This window comes from Ochrobactrum sp. Marseille-Q0166 (assembly GCF_014397025.1).
Taxonomy (GTDB): Bacteria; Pseudomonadota; Alphaproteobacteria; order Rhizobiales; family Rhizobiaceae; genus Brucella.
In genome coordinates, this window is sequence record NZ_JACJUO010000002.1 from 75,968 (window position 1) to 92,539 (window position 16,572).

The following is a 16,572-nucleotide window of genomic DNA, read 5'->3' on the forward strand; positions in this document are numbered from 1 at the left end:
GCGGCCATTTCTATTTATCTGTCAAAATCTCTCGATAAGCGATTGTTTTAACTTACTCTACAGTCACAGACTTCGCGAGATTACGTGGCTGATCAACGTCCGTACCCATCAGAATAGCGGTGTGATAAGCGAGCATCTGTATCGGCAGGGCATAGACCAACGGCGTGATAAACTCGGGCACATCCGGTAGAACAATGGTCGCCATCGTATCAAGGCTCGCTGCCGCAGCACCCTTCTTATCGGTAATGAGAATGATGCGGCCGCCGCGTGCTGCCACTTCCTGCATGTTGGAAACGGTCTTCTCATAAAGACGATCCGACGGCGCAATGACGATAACCGGCATGGTCTCATCGATGAGCGCGATCGGGCCGTGCTTCAATTCGCCAGCCGCATAGCCTTCGGCGTGAATATAGGAAATTTCCTTGAGCTTCAGCGCGCCTTCCATAGCCAGTGGGAAGGATGTTCCGCGACCGAGATAAAGCACATGATTGACCTTGGCCAGCTCGTGGCAGACGGCAGCAATCTGGTCTTCAAGCTTGAGAACCTGATTGATGAAACGTGGAGCTTCTGAAAGCTGGCGCACCAGTTCCTGTTCACGCTTGTCATCAATCGCACCGCGTGCTTTGGCAGCTGCAATCGCAAGTGATGCCATGGTCGAAAGCTGGCAGGTAAACGCCTTGGTCGAGGCCACGCCGATTTCAGGACCGGCAAGTGTCGGGAATACCGCATCCGATTCACGCGCAATGGTCGATCCGGTGACATTGACCACGGAAGCAATTTTCAGGCCCTGCGATTTGCAATAACGCAGAGAAGCAAGTGTATCAGCCGTTTCACCCGACTGCGAAACGAACATAGCGAGCGAGTCTTTTGAAAGCGGCATTTCGCGATAGCGGAATTCCGAAGCAATATCGCTATCGACTGGCAGACGTGCGATCTGCTCAAACCAGTATTTACCCACCGAAGCTGCATAGAAAGCCGTACCGCAAGCAGAGATCGTCAGACGATCAATCTTGCTGAAATTTATGCTGACTGCTTCCGGACGCACCTTTCCTGTCGTGAAATCGAGATAATTGGCGAGCGTGTGCGAAATCACTTCCGGCTGCTCGAACATCTCTTTCTGCATGAAGTGGCGATGATTACCCTTCGAGACCAGCATATTGGCGGTTTGCGATTTCTGGATTGCACGCTCAACCTCCACATTATTCTCGTCATAGATGGTCACGCCCTTCCGGGTCAGCACAGCCCAGTCGCCATCTTCGAGATAGGCAATCGTGTCCGTGAACGGCAAAAGTGCAATAGCGTCAGAGCCCAGGAACATTTCCCCCTCGCCATAGCCAACCGCCAATGGCGGGCCCTGACGGGCACCGATGAGCGTTTCTTCATCGCCTTCAAACAGAAACGCCAGAGCAAAAGCACCCTGCAGCTGTGGTAGGCAATCGCGCACAGCCTCAACCGGCGACTTGCCCTTTTCCAGCTCGCGCGTCACCAAATGTGCGACAGCTTCGGTATCGGTTTCTGTTTCGAACTTGTAGCCCTCTGCTTCAAGCATGGTGCGCAGTTCGGCAAAATTTTCGATAATGCCGTTATGAACAACAGCGAGACGCGAGGTGATATGCGGATGTGCATTACGCTCGACAGGCTTTCCGTGTGTGGCCCAACGCGTGTGGCCGATGCCGATCACGCCTGGAAGCGGCTTGCCTGCCAGACGTTTTTCCAGATTGACGAGTTTGCCTTCCGCGCGGCGGCGATCAAGCTTGCCATCCAGAAGCGTGGCAATACCAGCAGAATCGTAACCGCGATATTCAAGTCGCTTCAGCGCATCGACCAGACGCGGTGCGACTTCGTCATTGCCGATAATGCCGATAATTCCACACATAGGGGTGCTCCAGATCCGAGTTTCTCGCATTGAATTGCGATTTAAAGATTCTAACGCAAAACGACAACCCAAAGGACTGCCGATCTATTCATCTGTTGCTGGTTTATTTCGAAGAGGTTTTAGCCGCTTTAATGGCAGCATACTTCTCTCGCAGGATCTTTCCCCGACCTTCTTTGGTTTCCTGTCGCGCACGACCGAAAGCCAGAGCATCCGCAGGCACATCATCCGTGATCGTGCTGCCGGATGCGATATAGGCATTATCACCGATCGATACGGGCGCAACAAGCGAGCTGTTGGAGCCGACAAATGCGTTTTCGCCGATCACGGTCTTGTATTTGTTATAGCCGTCGTAATTACAGGTGATCGTGCCTGCGCCGATATTGCTCGACGCTCCAACAGTTGCATCGCCAATATAGGTAAGGTGATTGATCTTGGCACCCTTGCCAACCTGCGCATTCTTCACTTCACAGAAATTGCCCACTTTGGATTTTTCGCCAAGATTTGCCCCCGGACGCAAACGTGCAAACGGTCCGATCTCGGCATTCACGCCAATCTTCGCACCTTCAATGTGTGAGAAAGCATGGATAAGCGCACCCGATGCCACATGCACGCCCTGCCCAAAGAAGACATTTGGCTCAATCACAACGTCGGCTTCGACCAGCGTATCATGCGAGAAGAACACGGTTTCAGGTGCAATCAGTGTCACACCGGCCAGCATCATTGCCTGACGCTTACGGTTCTGCCAGATGTTTTCAGCTTCAGCGAGTTCAGCGCGATTGTTGATGCCAATCACATTATCGACCGGCACTTCAATCGCTACGACATTAAGGCCCTTGCCATGAGCAAGGCCGACAATATCAGTGAGATAATATTCACCCTTGGCGTTCTTGTTATCGACCGCATCAAGAAGTTTCAGCGCGTGGCTGCCGCGGACGGCCATAAGTCCGCCATTGCAGAAACCGATTTTCTTTTGCGCTTCGCTCGCTTCTTTTTCCTCAACGATCGCGGTGAGCTTGCCACCTTCTTCGATCAGGCGACCATAGCCATGCGGGTTTGCAGGACGGAAACCGATAACGACAACGTCAGCGCCCTCTGAAAGCTTGCTGCGCGCAGCTTGCAATGAATGCGCCTCAATAAGCGGGGTATCGCCAAAAACGATCAGCAGATCATCATAACTGCGTTCAATCGCTTCGCGTGCGGCCAGAACCGCATGCGCCGTACCAAGCCGTTCTTTCTGCTCGAAGGCAGAAACCGCATCGGCAACTTTTTCGACAGCGTCGCGCACTTCATCTGCACCGCGCCCGACGACCAGCGCCACATCGCTCTTTCCAGTGGCCTGCACGGCTTTGACCACATGCGAGACCAACGGCAACCCGGCTACCTGATGCAGAACTTTTGGCACATTCGACTTCATGCGTGTGCCTTCGCCAGCGGCAAGCACGATGGAAAGGCAGGTACGTTCGGTCATGTTATCGTCCAGAATGATTGAAGGCTTCTCTGCTCAATAGCATCAAAGCGTATATGGAAGCTTACGGTTCGTTATCCAAGTCTGCCAAGCGCAGGGAAGGTTTCAAGCAGCCAGAATGAGAATGACTGCATTCCGCCTGTCAGAAACAGAATACCGGCAACGATCAAAAGCGCACCCATCGCCTTCTCAACCTTGCCAAGATGCACACGGAAACGCGATAAGAACCGCATGAATACTCCCGAAAAAAGAGCCGCGATCAAAAACGGGATGCCAAGTCCAAGCGAATAGACAGCAAGCAATGCAGCTCCCTCGCCCACCGTACTGCTACCACCTGCCAGCGTAAGGATGGGACCTAGAACCGGGCCGATACACGGTGTCCAGCCAAAGGCAAAAGCCAAGCCCATAACATAGGCACCCAATGGCGATGCCGGTGCATTACGCGCCTGAAAACGTGCTTCGCGTGACAGAAATGAAAATCGCAGAACACCAAGAAAGTTCAGGCCCATCAGAATGATGACGACGCCCGCCACCATTGCGATTTCCTGCTGCCACATGCGAAGGAATGCGCCGATAGACGACGCGCCAGCGCCGAGGGCAACGAAAACAGTGGTGAAGCCAAGAACAAAACAGATAGCCGCGAACGCCAGCGAACGACGATGGGATGGAGCCGCGGAAATTCGTGACTGTTTTTCGGCACGAAAATCTTCCACGCTCACGCCAGCCATATAGCACAGATAAGGTGGCACAAGCGGTAAAACGCAGGGCGAAAGAAACGACAGCGCACCCGCACCAACTGCCGTCAAATAAGAAACACTAAGCACTAAAACCTCGTAATATCAGACCGGATCTTTGTTATCTCAAACACACAACAAGCTCTAGTCATTTGTTTTTGAACAAAGTCCCTTTGTTTTTGTATAATTCTCTCAATTTATCTCAAAACATCTGCCGTACGCGCCACGACATAACGCGCTACCTCGCAAATTCGCCTTTACTTTGAATATTTTCAATATGCGGCTCGTTCGAACACAAGTTCGCCCTAAATCTGGATCATTTGCCAGATTTTAGATTGTTCCAGACTGGACGACGCTCCAATGAGCTTAATTGATGATGAAGAACCTTCATTAACCCCGCCCCAGACTAAAACCTCTTTCGGTTGGTTAAAGCGATATCAGCATTTTCTGTTTCCGATAGCGGGCATCGCAATAGCTCTGCTGGCAATCTATGTTTTGGGAAACCTGCTGCAAAATACGTCACGCAAAGAAACGCTTGATGCATTCCATGAGATGCCGTGGACCATCATTGGTCTGGCAGTCCTCTTTACAATGCTGAGCTATGCAGCCGTCGCACTTTATGACGTGGTGGCAGTAGATACTATCGCCCCAAACCAGATTCCGCGCCGTATTGCTGCTGTCGCAGGCGCTGCGGGTTATGCGATCTCCAATGCCATTGGCTTTTCGCTGCTCACCGGAGGCGCACTCCGCTATCGCATCTATGCAGCAGAAGGTATAAGCCTTGCCGACATAGGCAAGATCGTTGGAACATCGTGGTTTGCGATCTGGTTTGCACTCATCATTATGGTGGGTGCAGCCCTTCTTATTGACCCGCAAGACGTGCCTTGGATTTCGACGATTGACGCACGTATTGATATCGTTGCGGGTATTGTCATTTTGGGCACCATTGCATGGCTGATTTATTGGCTTTCTCACGGCCAACGTACCATACGTATCGGAACGCTGAGCTTACGCTTGCCCAACTCCAAAGGTGCAACCACACAAATTCTCGCCGGGCTTGTTGATGTGGGCGCTGCGGCTGCGACACTTTACGTGTTGATGCCAGCGGATGCGGTTCCAAGCTTTGCGGTTTTTTCCCTTGTTTATGTCATTGCCATTGTGCTGGGCATTGCCAGCCATGCGCCCGGCGGATTAGGAGCCTTTGAGGCGACAATCATTGCGGGTCTTGGCATTGGCGACAATCCTCAAGCAGTCGCTGGCCTTCTCGCCTACCGCGTCATCTACACGGTTATGCCGCTTGTGGTCTCGACAATAGGCCTCCTTATTTGGGAAGCACTGCGGCGCAGGAAAATGCTTGGCAGACAAGCGAAATCTGCAAAGCGTCTGGTTGAACCACTGATACCCAGCCTGTCGGCAAGCATTATTTTGCTTGCTGGTATTATTTTGCTTGTATCTGGCGCCACGCCCGACCTGCATTATCGAACCAAAATTCTCTCAGGCATTGTGCCCGAGTTCTTCGTCGAAACATCGCATCTTGCTGCAAGCCTGGTTGGCGTAGCACTGCTCATCGTTGCGCGCGGCTTGTTTAAACGGCTTGAACGCGCATGGATTGCAGCAATCGTGCTTCTCTTGTTTGGCGCTGTCTTCTCGATTGCCAAGGGCCTTGACTGGGAAGAAGCAAGCATTCTTTGCATCTTTGCACTTGCCCTTTGGGGATTCAGGGATTCCTTTTATAGACGCCCGATTTCAGGTCCATTTGAACTCAGCTGGAGCTGGATTACGTTAGTGGGAACGACTGTTATCGTCTCAACCTGGTTGGGCTTTTTCGTCTATCGCCATGTCGAATATTCCAACAATTTATGGTGGGATTTCGCATGGAATGACAATGCACCACGCTTTTTACGTGCCACTGTTCTGGTTTTTGCGGTTGTAGCAGCCTTTGGCCTGCATTCTATTATTAACCGGCATAGCCAGCGCAAACGCAAACGCGACTATTCAATTCCTGATGTCGTTCCAACGCTTGTTGCCCAATGCCCCTATACAGACGCGGCACTCGCCATGCTCGGCGACAAGCAGTTTTTATTGGCACCCGACAACAGCGCATTCATCATGTATGCGCAATCGGGCGGAAGCCTGATCGCTTTGGGTGAACCCATCGGTACAACGCAAAGCGGAAAAGATCTTGCATGGGCTTTTCATGGCCTAGCCGACAAAATGGCCCTCCGTACAGTCTTTTATGGTGTTGGACCTCAAAGCCTGCCGTTATTTCTCGATATGGGGCTCGTGGCGCTCAAGCTTGGGGAAGTCGCCCGTGTAGAGTTGACTAACTTTTCTCTTGAAGGACCTCGTCGGCAGCCATTTCGTTACGCCGATCGTAAGGTCGATAAGGACGGTCTCACCTTTCAAGTCATCGACGTGAAGGATGTACCCCCACTTATACCGCGTCTGCGCGAAATCTCGGATGCATGGCTGGACCATAAATCAGGTAGTGAGAAAGGCTTCTCACTCGGCTATTTCGACGATGATTATATGCAGCGTTTTGATGTGGCTGTTTTGAAAAAGGATGGCGAGATCGTCGCCTTCGCTAATCTCTGGCGCGGGGCTGATAAATATGAAATTACTGTAGATCTGATGCGTTATATGCCCAATGTCCATAAGCTTTTGATGGATGCACTTTTTGCCAAGCTTCTTATGTACAGTAAGGATGAGGGCTATAAATGGTTTAATCTGGGAGCTGCCCCGCTTTCAGGACTAAACCGGAGCCGGCTTGCCTCGCGCTGGAACCGCTTCGGCTCTTTTATTTATCGGCGCGGCGCTGACCTCTATCACTTTGACGGCCTTAAAGCTTTCAAGGAAAAATTCGATCCTGTCTGGACGCCGCATTACATGGTCTGTCCCGGAGGACTTGAAACACCGCGAGCGCTTATAGACGCAACAACCTTGATCAACGGCAATCCCCTGGAGTTCATCCGTAAATGACGAAGCGCCGCATTCTTTTGGCTATCCTTGCGCTGGTTTTGATCGGCGGTGCTGGCACATATGCCGCTCTCCATCCGGGCAAGATCGCGCGTCAGTGGGCGCAGTTCTTTAATGCAGATGAACCGGTGATCCATGCGAGTGCCGAGCGGCTATCGAACATTCCGGTCTATATGCCTAAGGGAAATCCGGTTGGGCTTGCTATTTTATTGAGCGACGAGAATGGCATCGGTGACAAAGAACGAAGCTATATGGATGCGATGCTGGCGCGCAACATTATCGTGCTACCGGTAGAGCTTGGTCCATGGCGTGCTGCCCTCGATAAAGAGGACGGCGAGTGTAACTATCTCGATTCCGATTTTGAAGCGATTGCCAAGGAAGCCCTGCGTGGACTTGATCTTGATGTCTATTTTCATCCTGTCGTAACAGGCATCGGTCAGGGTGGAACGATCGCTTATGCTGCAGCCTCAGATTCGCCAGATGCCACTATAGCCGGGGCTATTTCTATCGATCCCGCGCCAGCAAAAACGCGTTTACCTTCATGCACGGAAGCAGCAGAAGCCAACAAGTCACCTGACGGCGGCTTCACTTACCAATATGACGCGAAAATGCCTGCCCCAACGCTCGTGATTGGCCCAACCGGTGCGGCAGTGAATAATCCGGTGGAAGCCAGACAAAAGAAAGTCGCCATATTGCAAACCGGGTCCGATTTTGACTCTCGCATCAAAATGGCAGTCGATAATGTGGTCGCCATGGCTGATCAGGACGCCAAGAACGAAGCCTTGCCTATCGTTGATCTTCCAGCCAAAGGCGGAAAGGCAGACATGGTCGCGGTATTTTACTCTGGCGATGGTGGATGGCGCGACCTTGACAAATCAATCGGCGAGTGGCTGCAGGCCAATGGCGTCCATGTCATCGGTGTCGACTCGCTGCGCTATTTCTGGTCGGAACGCACACCGGAAGAAATTGCTCGGGACACAACAACCATGATCCAGAAGGCCGATCCGACCGGAAAGTTGCCAGTCGCAGTTCTGGGCTATTCCTTTGGTGCTGATACATTTCCCTTCGCATGGAAGTATCTCGATCCAGCATTGCAGGATCGCACAAAAATGATCGGACTGCTTGGCGTGGAAACAACCACCACATTCCAGGTTTCCATTGAAGGTTGGCTTGGTATGGATGGAGACAAAGACGTTGTACCGGCTATCACAACAATTCCACTTGATCGTGTTGTCTGCGTCTATGGTGAAGAGGAAGACGATACAGCCTGCACAGCACCAGAGCTCAAAGGTGCGGACCTGATGAAGCTGTCGGGCGGACATCACTTCGACGAAAATTACGAACCGATAGCAGCAGCACTGCTCGAAAAAATGCGGGCACACGCTGGCTTGCCACCACGTCCTGCGAGCTAACGCTCATAAAAGGCACGGGCCAAGGCGGGTGCCTCTATGATTCAGATTTTGGCGATTGTTGCCAGTTTCCAGCGCACCAAATCTATTGCCTGAAATACCAACAGGCTTAGACCGACCATCAGCAAAGTCCATCCGATGATAGCCGCAATCAGCACGACCACAAGCCTCTGCGGCATACTAAGATAAAGTCAGCTCTGGATCAGCGTTCGCGGCGTGCTACCGGCAGGCGGACGTCGCTGCCACCAGATGTGATAACCATAGATGATTGTGCCGATCAGCGTCAAACCCAGCAAAGCCATGATAACCTGATTGGCGACGCCAAACAGGACGCCCATATGTAGATCAATACCCCCAGCGGATCGGCTTGGCGATGATCGGAAAGGTTGCAAAGTCGGCCCGACTAATGGCCTGCATATCGCGCGGATCGATTGCAATCGTGTCGACCTGCGTTGGCCATGAACGATCATATTCACGAGCCAGCCAAGCCTTATCGACATTGCGCCGCACTCAAATTTCCAGCATCGGCGATTCAAGGCCGAATTGTCGCGACAAAAGATTTACGGCGTCCAGCTGACCAATATAGTCAATCGTTGCAGGTGCATCATCATGACCCTGATGATTTGCATGAAGATCAGCCGCGACAGCAGGCTTATCAAGTGCCACCGAAACAGATGGCGTGATCCAACCTACAGTAGCACGGTAGTCGTCAATCCGACCACCAGCCAGTTGCGACCAGGTCATACCCGTTGCCGAAAAAAAGACCAGTCCGACGGCGATCCAGATTCCTATCTGTCCGTGCAGGCGACGGGTGCGGAGGTGCTTGTTCTCGTTTGCCTTTGCATTGCGCCGGACATCACGTTTCCACCACCATATCAAAAGCCCGCCAAGTGCTGCGATCCACAACCAAGACGCGGCAAGCTAGCTATAATAGCGCCCGAAATTGCAGAGCATGAGATTGCGATGCAGCTAGTCAATCGACGCGCGCAACGGCAAAATACCGCTCGTTCCATAGACGACGAGATCGCCTTTGATCGCTAGCGTGATCGGGTCAACGAAAATCGCTCGACTTTCTAATTCACCCTAACCCGGCTCGCTGAACATAATACGCGAATTCCAGCTCGGGCCTGTTGATGGCCGTATAGCTAAAGAGCCTTGGTTCGTCACCGATAAAATCGCGCGCAGCCTTAACCTGATCCGCCAACGGCTGCACAGTCCCCAGAGAGGATGTGCGCAACTTGTCGCGATAGATCATATCTTCGAGTTGTGGCGTCAGCACGTAAAGCGTGCCTGTAATCACTGTAATCAAAATAAAGGGACCGACGAACAACCCGACATAAAAATGCAGCCGTGTAATGAAAGCCTTTAAGCTTGAAATGGCAACGCACGTCGCCTCAGCAGAATGGGACTTGGGCTTCGACAAATACAGTACCTGTCATAGCTGCACCAGATCGTGCAGCATCTGCGAATAAACGAATAGAAAACATTGGCATCTCCAGCCCATCTGAAACAGCCCGACGTCACGCGATTGCGCCTCACTTAGAATGTGCGAAAACTACGTAACGTCGGATTTGATTCATGCTTGAGCTGAAAATGCGGGCGGGCCTCTGGGAAGATGTGTTTCTGCAACATGATCCGGTGGACCAAGAACCGCAAGTCGCACGACATGGTGCGAGGGAATGAAAACGGCGTGATAGGCAAACGAAACCGTCTGAGCCGCAATGCCTGTGCTTATGGCACACGCAGCCTGACAAAGCGTCGAGCAACAGGACCGTGCTAAATCCTTCAACGGTGCTTCTTCATGAGTTCCCTGTTCACTATCATGGATCGAGCAGATGATTGCGGTTGGACCATTGGACCATGCAACCATCGAGGCCTGAGCGTAGGTTGTTATGATGTCTTGAAACAGAATAACGAGCGTAATTGACGCCACCCAAAGGGCAGCTACAAATTTATCGCCGATAATTCGTGCTTTAAGGCTCATAATTGCTCATCTCACCCCTCAATAAGATTGTCACTGCGACAAAACGAGAAGCCCAGCCAACATGGTCGATATCAGCTCAGATCTTTAACAAAGTAGAGAAATTTACTCATAAAAAATAACTAACTTAATTAATGACGACTTGAAAAGAGAGGCTGACTGCTTTAACAAAACGTTACAATTTTGGGGTGCAGACAATTATGTTCTGGCTAAATGTGTTCTTAGTTGGATTAGGAGTGATTATCGCAGCTACAGGCATGTTTCCTGTTATTTTATCGCGCTTTAAAAGTGAGCATGATATCAACGAGTAAAAGTCAATATTCGCTGCGTAATTTGACGGCCTTAGATAAGCCCAATTGTGGCATCACGAAGCCTTTTAAATCACTCCAATATTAACATGATTTAATATTGAGCTATGCACTCTTGACCAAATCAGCATGTTTAAACATGGGTTAAAGTACCAACATTTCCGCCCTGATCCAGCGAGGAAAAATTGAACAGGCCAACAATTATAACATTGTCATCAATTCCATCCAGATTTGATTTGCTTCAGCCAACCCTAAATTCGCTTTTACGGCAGAACTTAAAAGCTACAGAAATCAGACTTTACATTCCGCGCCAGTATCGTCGGTTTCCTGAATGGAATGGAAAACTACCCGCGGTCCCTACAGGAGTTTCAATCCATCGCTGTGATAAAGATTACGGGCCGGCAACAAAAGTTTTGCCAGCCGCTCGGGATTTAAAAGAACAGAATGTTGATATCCTTTTTTGTGATGATGACAAAATTTATGATCGTGGCTGGCATAAACGCTTCAAGATGGAATCCGAGCGGAAGCCGAATACGTGCATTATTGAAGTAGGAGAAACTTTTCCTGACATCGCAGATGATTCTCGACCTAAAGACCGACTTCCGCGCAGCCGATGGAAGAAAAAAGGGGTAATTTACCGGACAAAACGAATAGCAAGTCTGTTTACCATTAAGCCGAACTTGTCGACTAGCGGATATGTTGACCAGATTTCTGGCTTCGCAGGAGTGTTAGTACGGCCAGAATGGTTCGATGACCTCTTCTATGATATCCCTGACGTCATGTGGACAGTTGATGACCCATGGATTTCGGGCCACCTCGAACGTGTGGGTATCCCAATTTGGAACACAGGGCGCCGGAGAAAGCTTGCTGAGGGCGGAGGAAGCAAAGTCGATGCTCTTCTCAACCTTGTTCAGGAAGGACATGATCGTGTTCACGCTGATCTAATGGTGATTGATTATTTTCGAGAAAAATATGGAATCTGGCAAAAGAGCAGCACCCTGGACGAACGAGCCAGTCTTCGGACCACGTCTATGCGCGAAATGTTGCGGCGGCGTGAGCTAGAACTACAAAAATCATAACGTAATTTTAATAATTAATACGGTCTGAATATATTACACTTCAATTATTAGAAATAATTTAAATGAAGTATAGTATACACACTTTAAACAAAAAGTATTATACTATAAAAATTATATAATATTTATTTAATTATCATATATTTATTACTTTTATGAAAATATTTACGAACTCAATTATTATATAATTGAGGCAAATAAAATTATGACTCGCAGAATGCCTGATTTGAAAGAATATATTTCAAATCAGGCAAAAACACCTTCAATATCCAACTTGAACATCGCAAGCCTGCCCTTTGACACCTTGTTCAATATCAAGCCGTAGCCCCCCCCTTGTCGAAAGAACCAGCCGATACATATCTGTCTGTATAACTTCAATTGAGGAGAGCTTTTCAATGAGTGGCGCAGGTGTAGGTTGGATCGCAGCAATCATTATAGGTGGTTTTGCAGGCTGGTTTGCTTCTAGCTTTATGAATAGCAACACCGGCATATTCCTGAATATCATTTTGGGTATTATAGGCGCCGCGATTGCCAGCTTTATATTTGGATTTCTGGGGGTTTCTTTCGGGGGGTGGCTCGGATACCTCGTATCGGGGTTCATCGGAGCGTGTATTCTCATATGGATTGGCAGAGCAATTTCATAGCTTTGCAGGTGAATTCCAAAAGCCCCGAAATCCGGGGCTTTTTTATTGCTATCGAGTTATACATGGATTTCTATCCGCCGACAAAGTAAAACAATAAACTATATCGCTTGTTTAAACTCCTTTTGCATTGAAACCTACCATGTAATCCGTTTAATAAAGCCTTATAGGCTGCTTCTCGGAGGCTGGGGTGATACGCATATTGTTTCTTCTGCTTGGTCGGGAGATAATTCAACGGCACTGGAGAACTCTGCTCGCGATCTCAATTTTATGGATTATCGGCGGGTCTTTAATCATCATTGATGCACTCGATGGAAAAACTCTGATACCAACACGCATCTTTGGTTATTTTTTGCTTCCCGAAGCTGCACTCTGCCTCTTCGCGGCTATTGCCAGTCAGGGAACTGCCCGCCGAATGCGTATCGTTCAGGGCGTTGCTCTGTTTGGCGTCAGCATTTTGATCATTAGCTCTACCCCCGCAAGTAATTTTGCCCTCGCCGTTTTGTTCGGCCTTTGTTTTCTTATTGATGGCGTTGTGCGTATCGCGAGCGCCTGGGTTGTCCGCTATCCGCGCTGGCGCGTCGGTTTGATTGGTGGCATCGTTGAAGTCATGATTGCAATTGCAACCTTACAGCCATGGCCAACATGGTATGAAGGCACTGTAGGCGTCAATGTCGGTGCCGTATTTGTCCTAACTGGCGTGGGATTGCTGAGTATAGCATTTCGTATCAAGCGTATGGAGGCGGACGCCTCTTTGACAAGTATTTTAAGCCGAAACCCATTTAATTATCGTGCTGCACAACTATACCGCAAACGGGTTGCACGAAACAGTAAAACGCTCACCGTGCACGTTTGGACACCGACCGGTACGGCAATGACATCGCTCCGACGCAGAGCGATCAATCGCTATATAGCCGCTGTTGATAGCAATGGCGTAATCTCGACAGGCCACGCAGCGCTTGAAATGAGTCCCGACCTCTATATCAGCCATTATCCAGCAGCTGAAATCGACCGCAATCCAGATGAATTCAGCCGTACGCTACGCGCAACAGCAGACAATAATGTTCCCGGTCGCTTTTTACCAAGTTACGAATATGAATCCAATGATTGGTGCCTTTCCACAGTACAAGTGCAAATCAAGAACATCGATGCAACGCGCCTGCGCCGGTTTTGGAAACATTATCGTTCAAACGACACTTACAATCTGACAAACAGAAATTGCTCAAGTGCAGTCGCTGACGCTCTCGATGCCGCCCTCGAAGGAGTCTACCGCGAACATAGATGGCCAGTTTTTAAAGCTTTACAGGCAATTGTTTTCCCTGAGTTATGGGCAGCAGGGCTTATGCGCAAACGCGCAGAATCAATGGCTTGGACGCCTGGTTTGGTACTTGATTACGCCCGTGCCCTGTCAGTCCTGGTGGATCATTCAGAGCGCCCTGATAACAAGCAGCGCTTCCGTCTGGTTAAAAAATATTCGCCGCACAAGTCAAAACTCACAATTCGTTAAGCCATGAAGTGCGACAGCGCTATTTAACTTGAATATTTTACTCATATTAAATAGGATTACCTGATTAAAAATGACATCACATGGGTCAGGCGATCGTGCGTTCTTCCTATCAAATTGCAGCCATCTTCCTAAAATTACTGTTCGCGTCGCTGGTCATTATCGCTTTTCAGCAGAAATCCGTTCACGCCGAAACCAAAGAGGCTAACCGCATTGTCTCGCTTGGTCCTGATGTCACGGAAATCATCTTCGCACTGGGCGTGGGCGATAAGATCGTTGCCGTTGATCGCAGCAGCAAATACCCTGCAGAGACTGCCACGAAAACCAATGTCGGCTATCGCCGGAGCCTGTCGCCCGAAGGCATTTTGACACTCGACACAGATCTCATCATTGCGTCCGAAGACATTGGCCCACCGGAAACGACCGATGTACTCAACCAGTCAGCAGTAGAGATCCTTTATATTCCCGTCGATAACAGTCGCGCAGGCTTGGTCAAAAAGATCAAACTCATTGCAAAACGCCTCGACCTCGAAAAAGAAGGGGATGCGCTGACGCAGAAAGTCATCGACGATTTTGATGCAGCCACGGCCTATGCCAGCAAGATATCGGCAGACAAGCAAAAGAAAGTGGTTTTCTTTCATGGCCTGGCACGTCTGAGCGGTGCGGGCAGTGATACGGCGGCCGATGCTTTCATCCGTTATGCAGGCGGGATCAATCCGCTGTCGATCTATTCCGGCTATAAGCCTGTATCGGAAGAATGGCTGGTCAAGGCTGAGCCAGATGTTGTTCTGATGCTGTCAGACGGAAATGGCGGACCAACCCGCGAAGATGTATTCTCGCACAAGGCCTTGCAGCAAACTCCAGCGGCAAAGAGCCAGTCGCTCGTCGTACTTGAGGGGCCATATATGCTGGGATTTGGTCCGCGTACCGCCGAGGCTATTCGAAAACTAGCCACTGCACTTTACGAGTAACCAATAAAAAGCCCCTCCAATGGAGGGGCTTTCGTTTTTGTATTTAAACGACTATGCGAAGTCTTCCGGCAGAAGTTCCTTCGGGAAATTCTGATAGGAAACAGGGCGCAGGAAGCGACGGATGGACATGGTGCCAACGCTGGTTGCACCGAAGTTGGTGGATGCCGGATATGGTCCGCCATGAACCATTGAGTCCACCACTTCAACACCGGTTGGGAAGCCATTGACAAGAACTCGGCCAGCCTTGCGTTCCAGCACGGGAAGTAGCTTCTGTGCAGAGGCGATATCCCCATCATCCATATGAATGGTCGCAGTCAGCTGACCTTCAAAGCCGTGCGCGAGCTTTTCCATCTCGTCGACCGAACCCACACGGACAACAAGTCCGAGAGGACCGAACACTTCTTCACCAAGCGCATGATCGGACAGGAAGCGCTCTCCGGTTGTTTCAAACAGGTTTGGCGAAGCCTGACGTCCTGACGACTCTGTTTCATAAAGCGGTTTCACCGCATTTCGCGTATCGAAGCGCTCTTTGCCTTCATGATAGGCTTGAGCAATACCGTCGGTCAGCATGGTCTGCGGAGCAACCTTCTTGAGACCTTCAACAGTCGCTTCAGTGAAGCGGTCAGCGTCAGCACCATCGAGAACGACGGCGATACCGGGATTAGTGCAAAACTGACCTGCGCCCATGGTTAGCGAACCGGCCCAGCCCTGTCCGAGCGTTTCGGCACGCGCTTTCATGGCTTCTGGCAACAGGAACATCGGGTTGACCGAACCAAGCTCGCCGAAGAATGGAATTGGCTCGGGACGTGCGGCGCAAAGGTCGAACAATGCACGACCACCAGCTAGTGAACCGGTGAAACCAACAGCCTTGATGTTCGGATTCTGAACAAGCGCATGACCAACATCGCGGCGACCGCCCTGAATGAGCGAGAACACGCCGGGATGAACGCCCGTCTTGGCAATAGCAGCTTCAACAGCTTGTGCCACGATTTCGCCTGTTCCCGGATGTGCAGAATGACCCTTTACGACCACAGGGCAACCGGCAGCAAGCGCTGCCGCGGTATCACCACCGGCAGTGGAAAAGGCCATCGGGAAATTGGATGCACCGAAAACCGCCACAGGTCCGATTGGGCGCTGAACCAGACGAATTTCAGGACGCGGTGCTGGCTGACGATCAGGAAGTGCTGCATCAAAACGGCGATCAAGATAGTCGCCCTTTTCGATATGGTCAGCAAACAGGCGCAGCTGGCCGGTGGTGCGACCGGTTTCCCCCTGAAGACGCGCTTCCGGCAAGCCGGTTTCCTGCGAGCCAATCACGACGATATCAGCAATGCGTGCTTCAATTTCATCAGCGATTGCACGCAGAAAAGTAGCACGTTCAGTGCGCGTCGAGTAACCGTAAGACCAGAAAGCGTCTTCTGCCGCTTCGCAGGCGCGATTTACCAGATCAACTGTACCGACTGCAAACGAATGTGCAGGCCCACTTGCTGGTGAAGATTCAAAAGTGCCGGCTCCGTCGAGCCACTCGCCAGCAACAAGGTGTTTTCCTTTGGGCGTGAACGCCATTCGCCTATCCTCCTGTAGAAATCGACGTACAATTAAGCCAGTATCCTGCCAGATCCAAATTGCAC

The 16,572-nt window shown here is 50.5% G+C and carries 16 protein-coding genes; 6 read left to right on the forward strand and 10 right to left on the reverse strand.

Annotated elements, in window-relative coordinates; all coding sequences use genetic code 11:
• Window positions 1-52: 52 nt before the first annotated feature.
• From glmS to H5024_RS11595, 3 genes are all read right to left on the reverse strand, one after another.
• Complete coding sequence (gene glmS / locus H5024_RS11585) at window positions 53-1,876, reverse strand: glutamine--fructose-6-phosphate transaminase (isomerizing) (protein WP_187546965.1); 1,824 nt, start codon at window positions 1,874-1,876, stop codon at window positions 53-55.
• Window positions 1,877-1,979: 103 nt separating this feature from the next.
• Window positions 1,980-3,344 (reverse strand): bifunctional UDP-N-acetylglucosamine diphosphorylase/glucosamine-1-phosphate N-acetyltransferase GlmU, encoded by a 1,365-nt coding sequence (glmU, locus tag H5024_RS11590; protein WP_187546967.1) that lies wholly within the window; start codon window positions 3,342-3,344, stop codon window positions 1,980-1,982.
• 71 nt (window positions 3,345-3,415) lie between these two features.
• The gene (locus H5024_RS11595; RefSeq protein ID WP_187546969.1) at window positions 3,416-4,165 is read right to left on the reverse strand and encodes a cytochrome c biogenesis CcdA family protein; all 750 of its coding nucleotides are present in this window, start codon (window positions 4,163-4,165) and stop codon (window positions 3,416-3,418) included.
• 270 nt (window positions 4,166-4,435) lie between these two features.
• Between H5024_RS11595 and mprF the strand changes: the two genes are divergently transcribed.
• Together mprF and H5024_RS11605 are read left to right on the forward strand one after the other, a co-directional pair.
• Entirely contained in the window at window positions 4,436-7,054 is a 2,619-nt protein-coding gene (gene mprF, locus H5024_RS11600; RefSeq protein WP_187546974.1) for a bifunctional lysylphosphatidylglycerol flippase/synthetase MprF, read from the forward strand.
• Window positions 7,051-8,463, forward strand: a complete 1,413-nt coding sequence (locus H5024_RS11605) for a virulence factor family protein (protein ID WP_187546976.1) — start codon at window positions 7,051-7,053, stop codon at window positions 8,461-8,463. The genes mprF and H5024_RS11605 overlap by 4 nt, the downstream gene beginning before the upstream one ends.
• A gap of 41 nt (window positions 8,464-8,504) precedes the next feature.
• Here H5024_RS11605 and H5024_RS21510 read toward each other — a convergent pair whose 3' ends face one another.
• From H5024_RS21510 to H5024_RS11615, 6 genes are all read right to left on the reverse strand, one after another.
• Window positions 8,505-8,639, reverse strand: coding sequence for a hypothetical protein (locus H5024_RS21510; protein ID WP_282186047.1), 135 nt, complete (start codon window positions 8,637-8,639; stop codon window positions 8,505-8,507).
• A gap of 12 nt (window positions 8,640-8,651) precedes the next feature.
• A complete protein-coding gene (locus H5024_RS21255) occupies window positions 8,652-8,798 on the reverse strand; it encodes a hypothetical protein (RefSeq protein ID WP_247875271.1) in 147 nt (48 codons plus the stop codon).
• 7 nt (window positions 8,799-8,805) lie between these two features.
• Entirely contained in the window at window positions 8,806-8,970 is a 165-nt protein-coding gene (locus tag H5024_RS21260) for a hypothetical protein (protein WP_247875272.1), read from the reverse strand.
• The gene (locus tag H5024_RS21265) at window positions 8,971-9,366 is read right to left on the reverse strand and encodes a PepSY-associated TM helix domain-containing protein (RefSeq protein WP_247875273.1); all 396 of its coding nucleotides are present in this window, start codon (window positions 9,364-9,366) and stop codon (window positions 8,971-8,973) included.
• A gap of 172 nt (window positions 9,367-9,538) precedes the next feature.
• Window positions 9,539-9,883, reverse strand: a complete 345-nt coding sequence (locus H5024_RS21270; protein ID WP_247875274.1) for a PepSY-associated TM helix domain-containing protein — start codon at window positions 9,881-9,883, stop codon at window positions 9,539-9,541.
• Window positions 9,884-10,036: 153 nt separating this feature from the next.
• The gene (locus H5024_RS11615; protein ID WP_187546978.1) at window positions 10,037-10,444 is read right to left on the reverse strand and encodes a hypothetical protein; all 408 of its coding nucleotides are present in this window, start codon (window positions 10,442-10,444) and stop codon (window positions 10,037-10,039) included.
• 490 nt (window positions 10,445-10,934) lie between these two features.
• On the opposite strand from H5024_RS11615, the gene H5024_RS11620 reads away from it, so the two are divergent.
• The 4 genes from H5024_RS11620 to H5024_RS11635 all read left to right on the forward strand — a co-directional run bounded on the left by H5024_RS11620 (window position 10,935) and on the right by H5024_RS11635 (window position 14,941).
• Complete coding sequence (locus tag H5024_RS11620; RefSeq protein WP_187546981.1) at window positions 10,935-11,828, forward strand: glycosyltransferase family 2 protein; 894 nt, start codon at window positions 10,935-10,937, stop codon at window positions 11,826-11,828.
• Between the two features lie 392 nt (window positions 11,829-12,220).
• Window positions 12,221-12,469, forward strand: a complete 249-nt coding sequence (locus H5024_RS11625) for a GlsB/YeaQ/YmgE family stress response membrane protein (protein ID WP_187546984.1) — start codon at window positions 12,221-12,223, stop codon at window positions 12,467-12,469.
• 187 nt (window positions 12,470-12,656) lie between these two features.
• The gene (locus H5024_RS11630) at window positions 12,657-13,973 is read left to right on the forward strand and encodes a protease (RefSeq protein WP_348770688.1); all 1,317 of its coding nucleotides are present in this window, start codon (window positions 12,657-12,659) and stop codon (window positions 13,971-13,973) included.
• An 80-nt stretch (window positions 13,974-14,053) separates the two neighbouring features.
• On the forward strand, window positions 14,054-14,941 hold the full coding sequence (locus H5024_RS11635; RefSeq protein WP_187546986.1) for an ABC transporter substrate-binding protein: 888 nt from the start codon (window positions 14,054-14,056) through the stop codon (window positions 14,939-14,941).
• A 51-nt stretch (window positions 14,942-14,992) separates the two neighbouring features.
• Here the strand turns inward: H5024_RS11635 and H5024_RS11640 are convergent, their stop codons facing one another.
• The gene (locus tag H5024_RS11640) at window positions 14,993-16,507 is read right to left on the reverse strand and encodes an aldehyde dehydrogenase (NADP(+)) (RefSeq protein WP_187546988.1); all 1,515 of its coding nucleotides are present in this window, start codon (window positions 16,505-16,507) and stop codon (window positions 14,993-14,995) included.
• Between the last annotated feature and the right edge of the window lie 65 nt (window positions 16,508-16,572).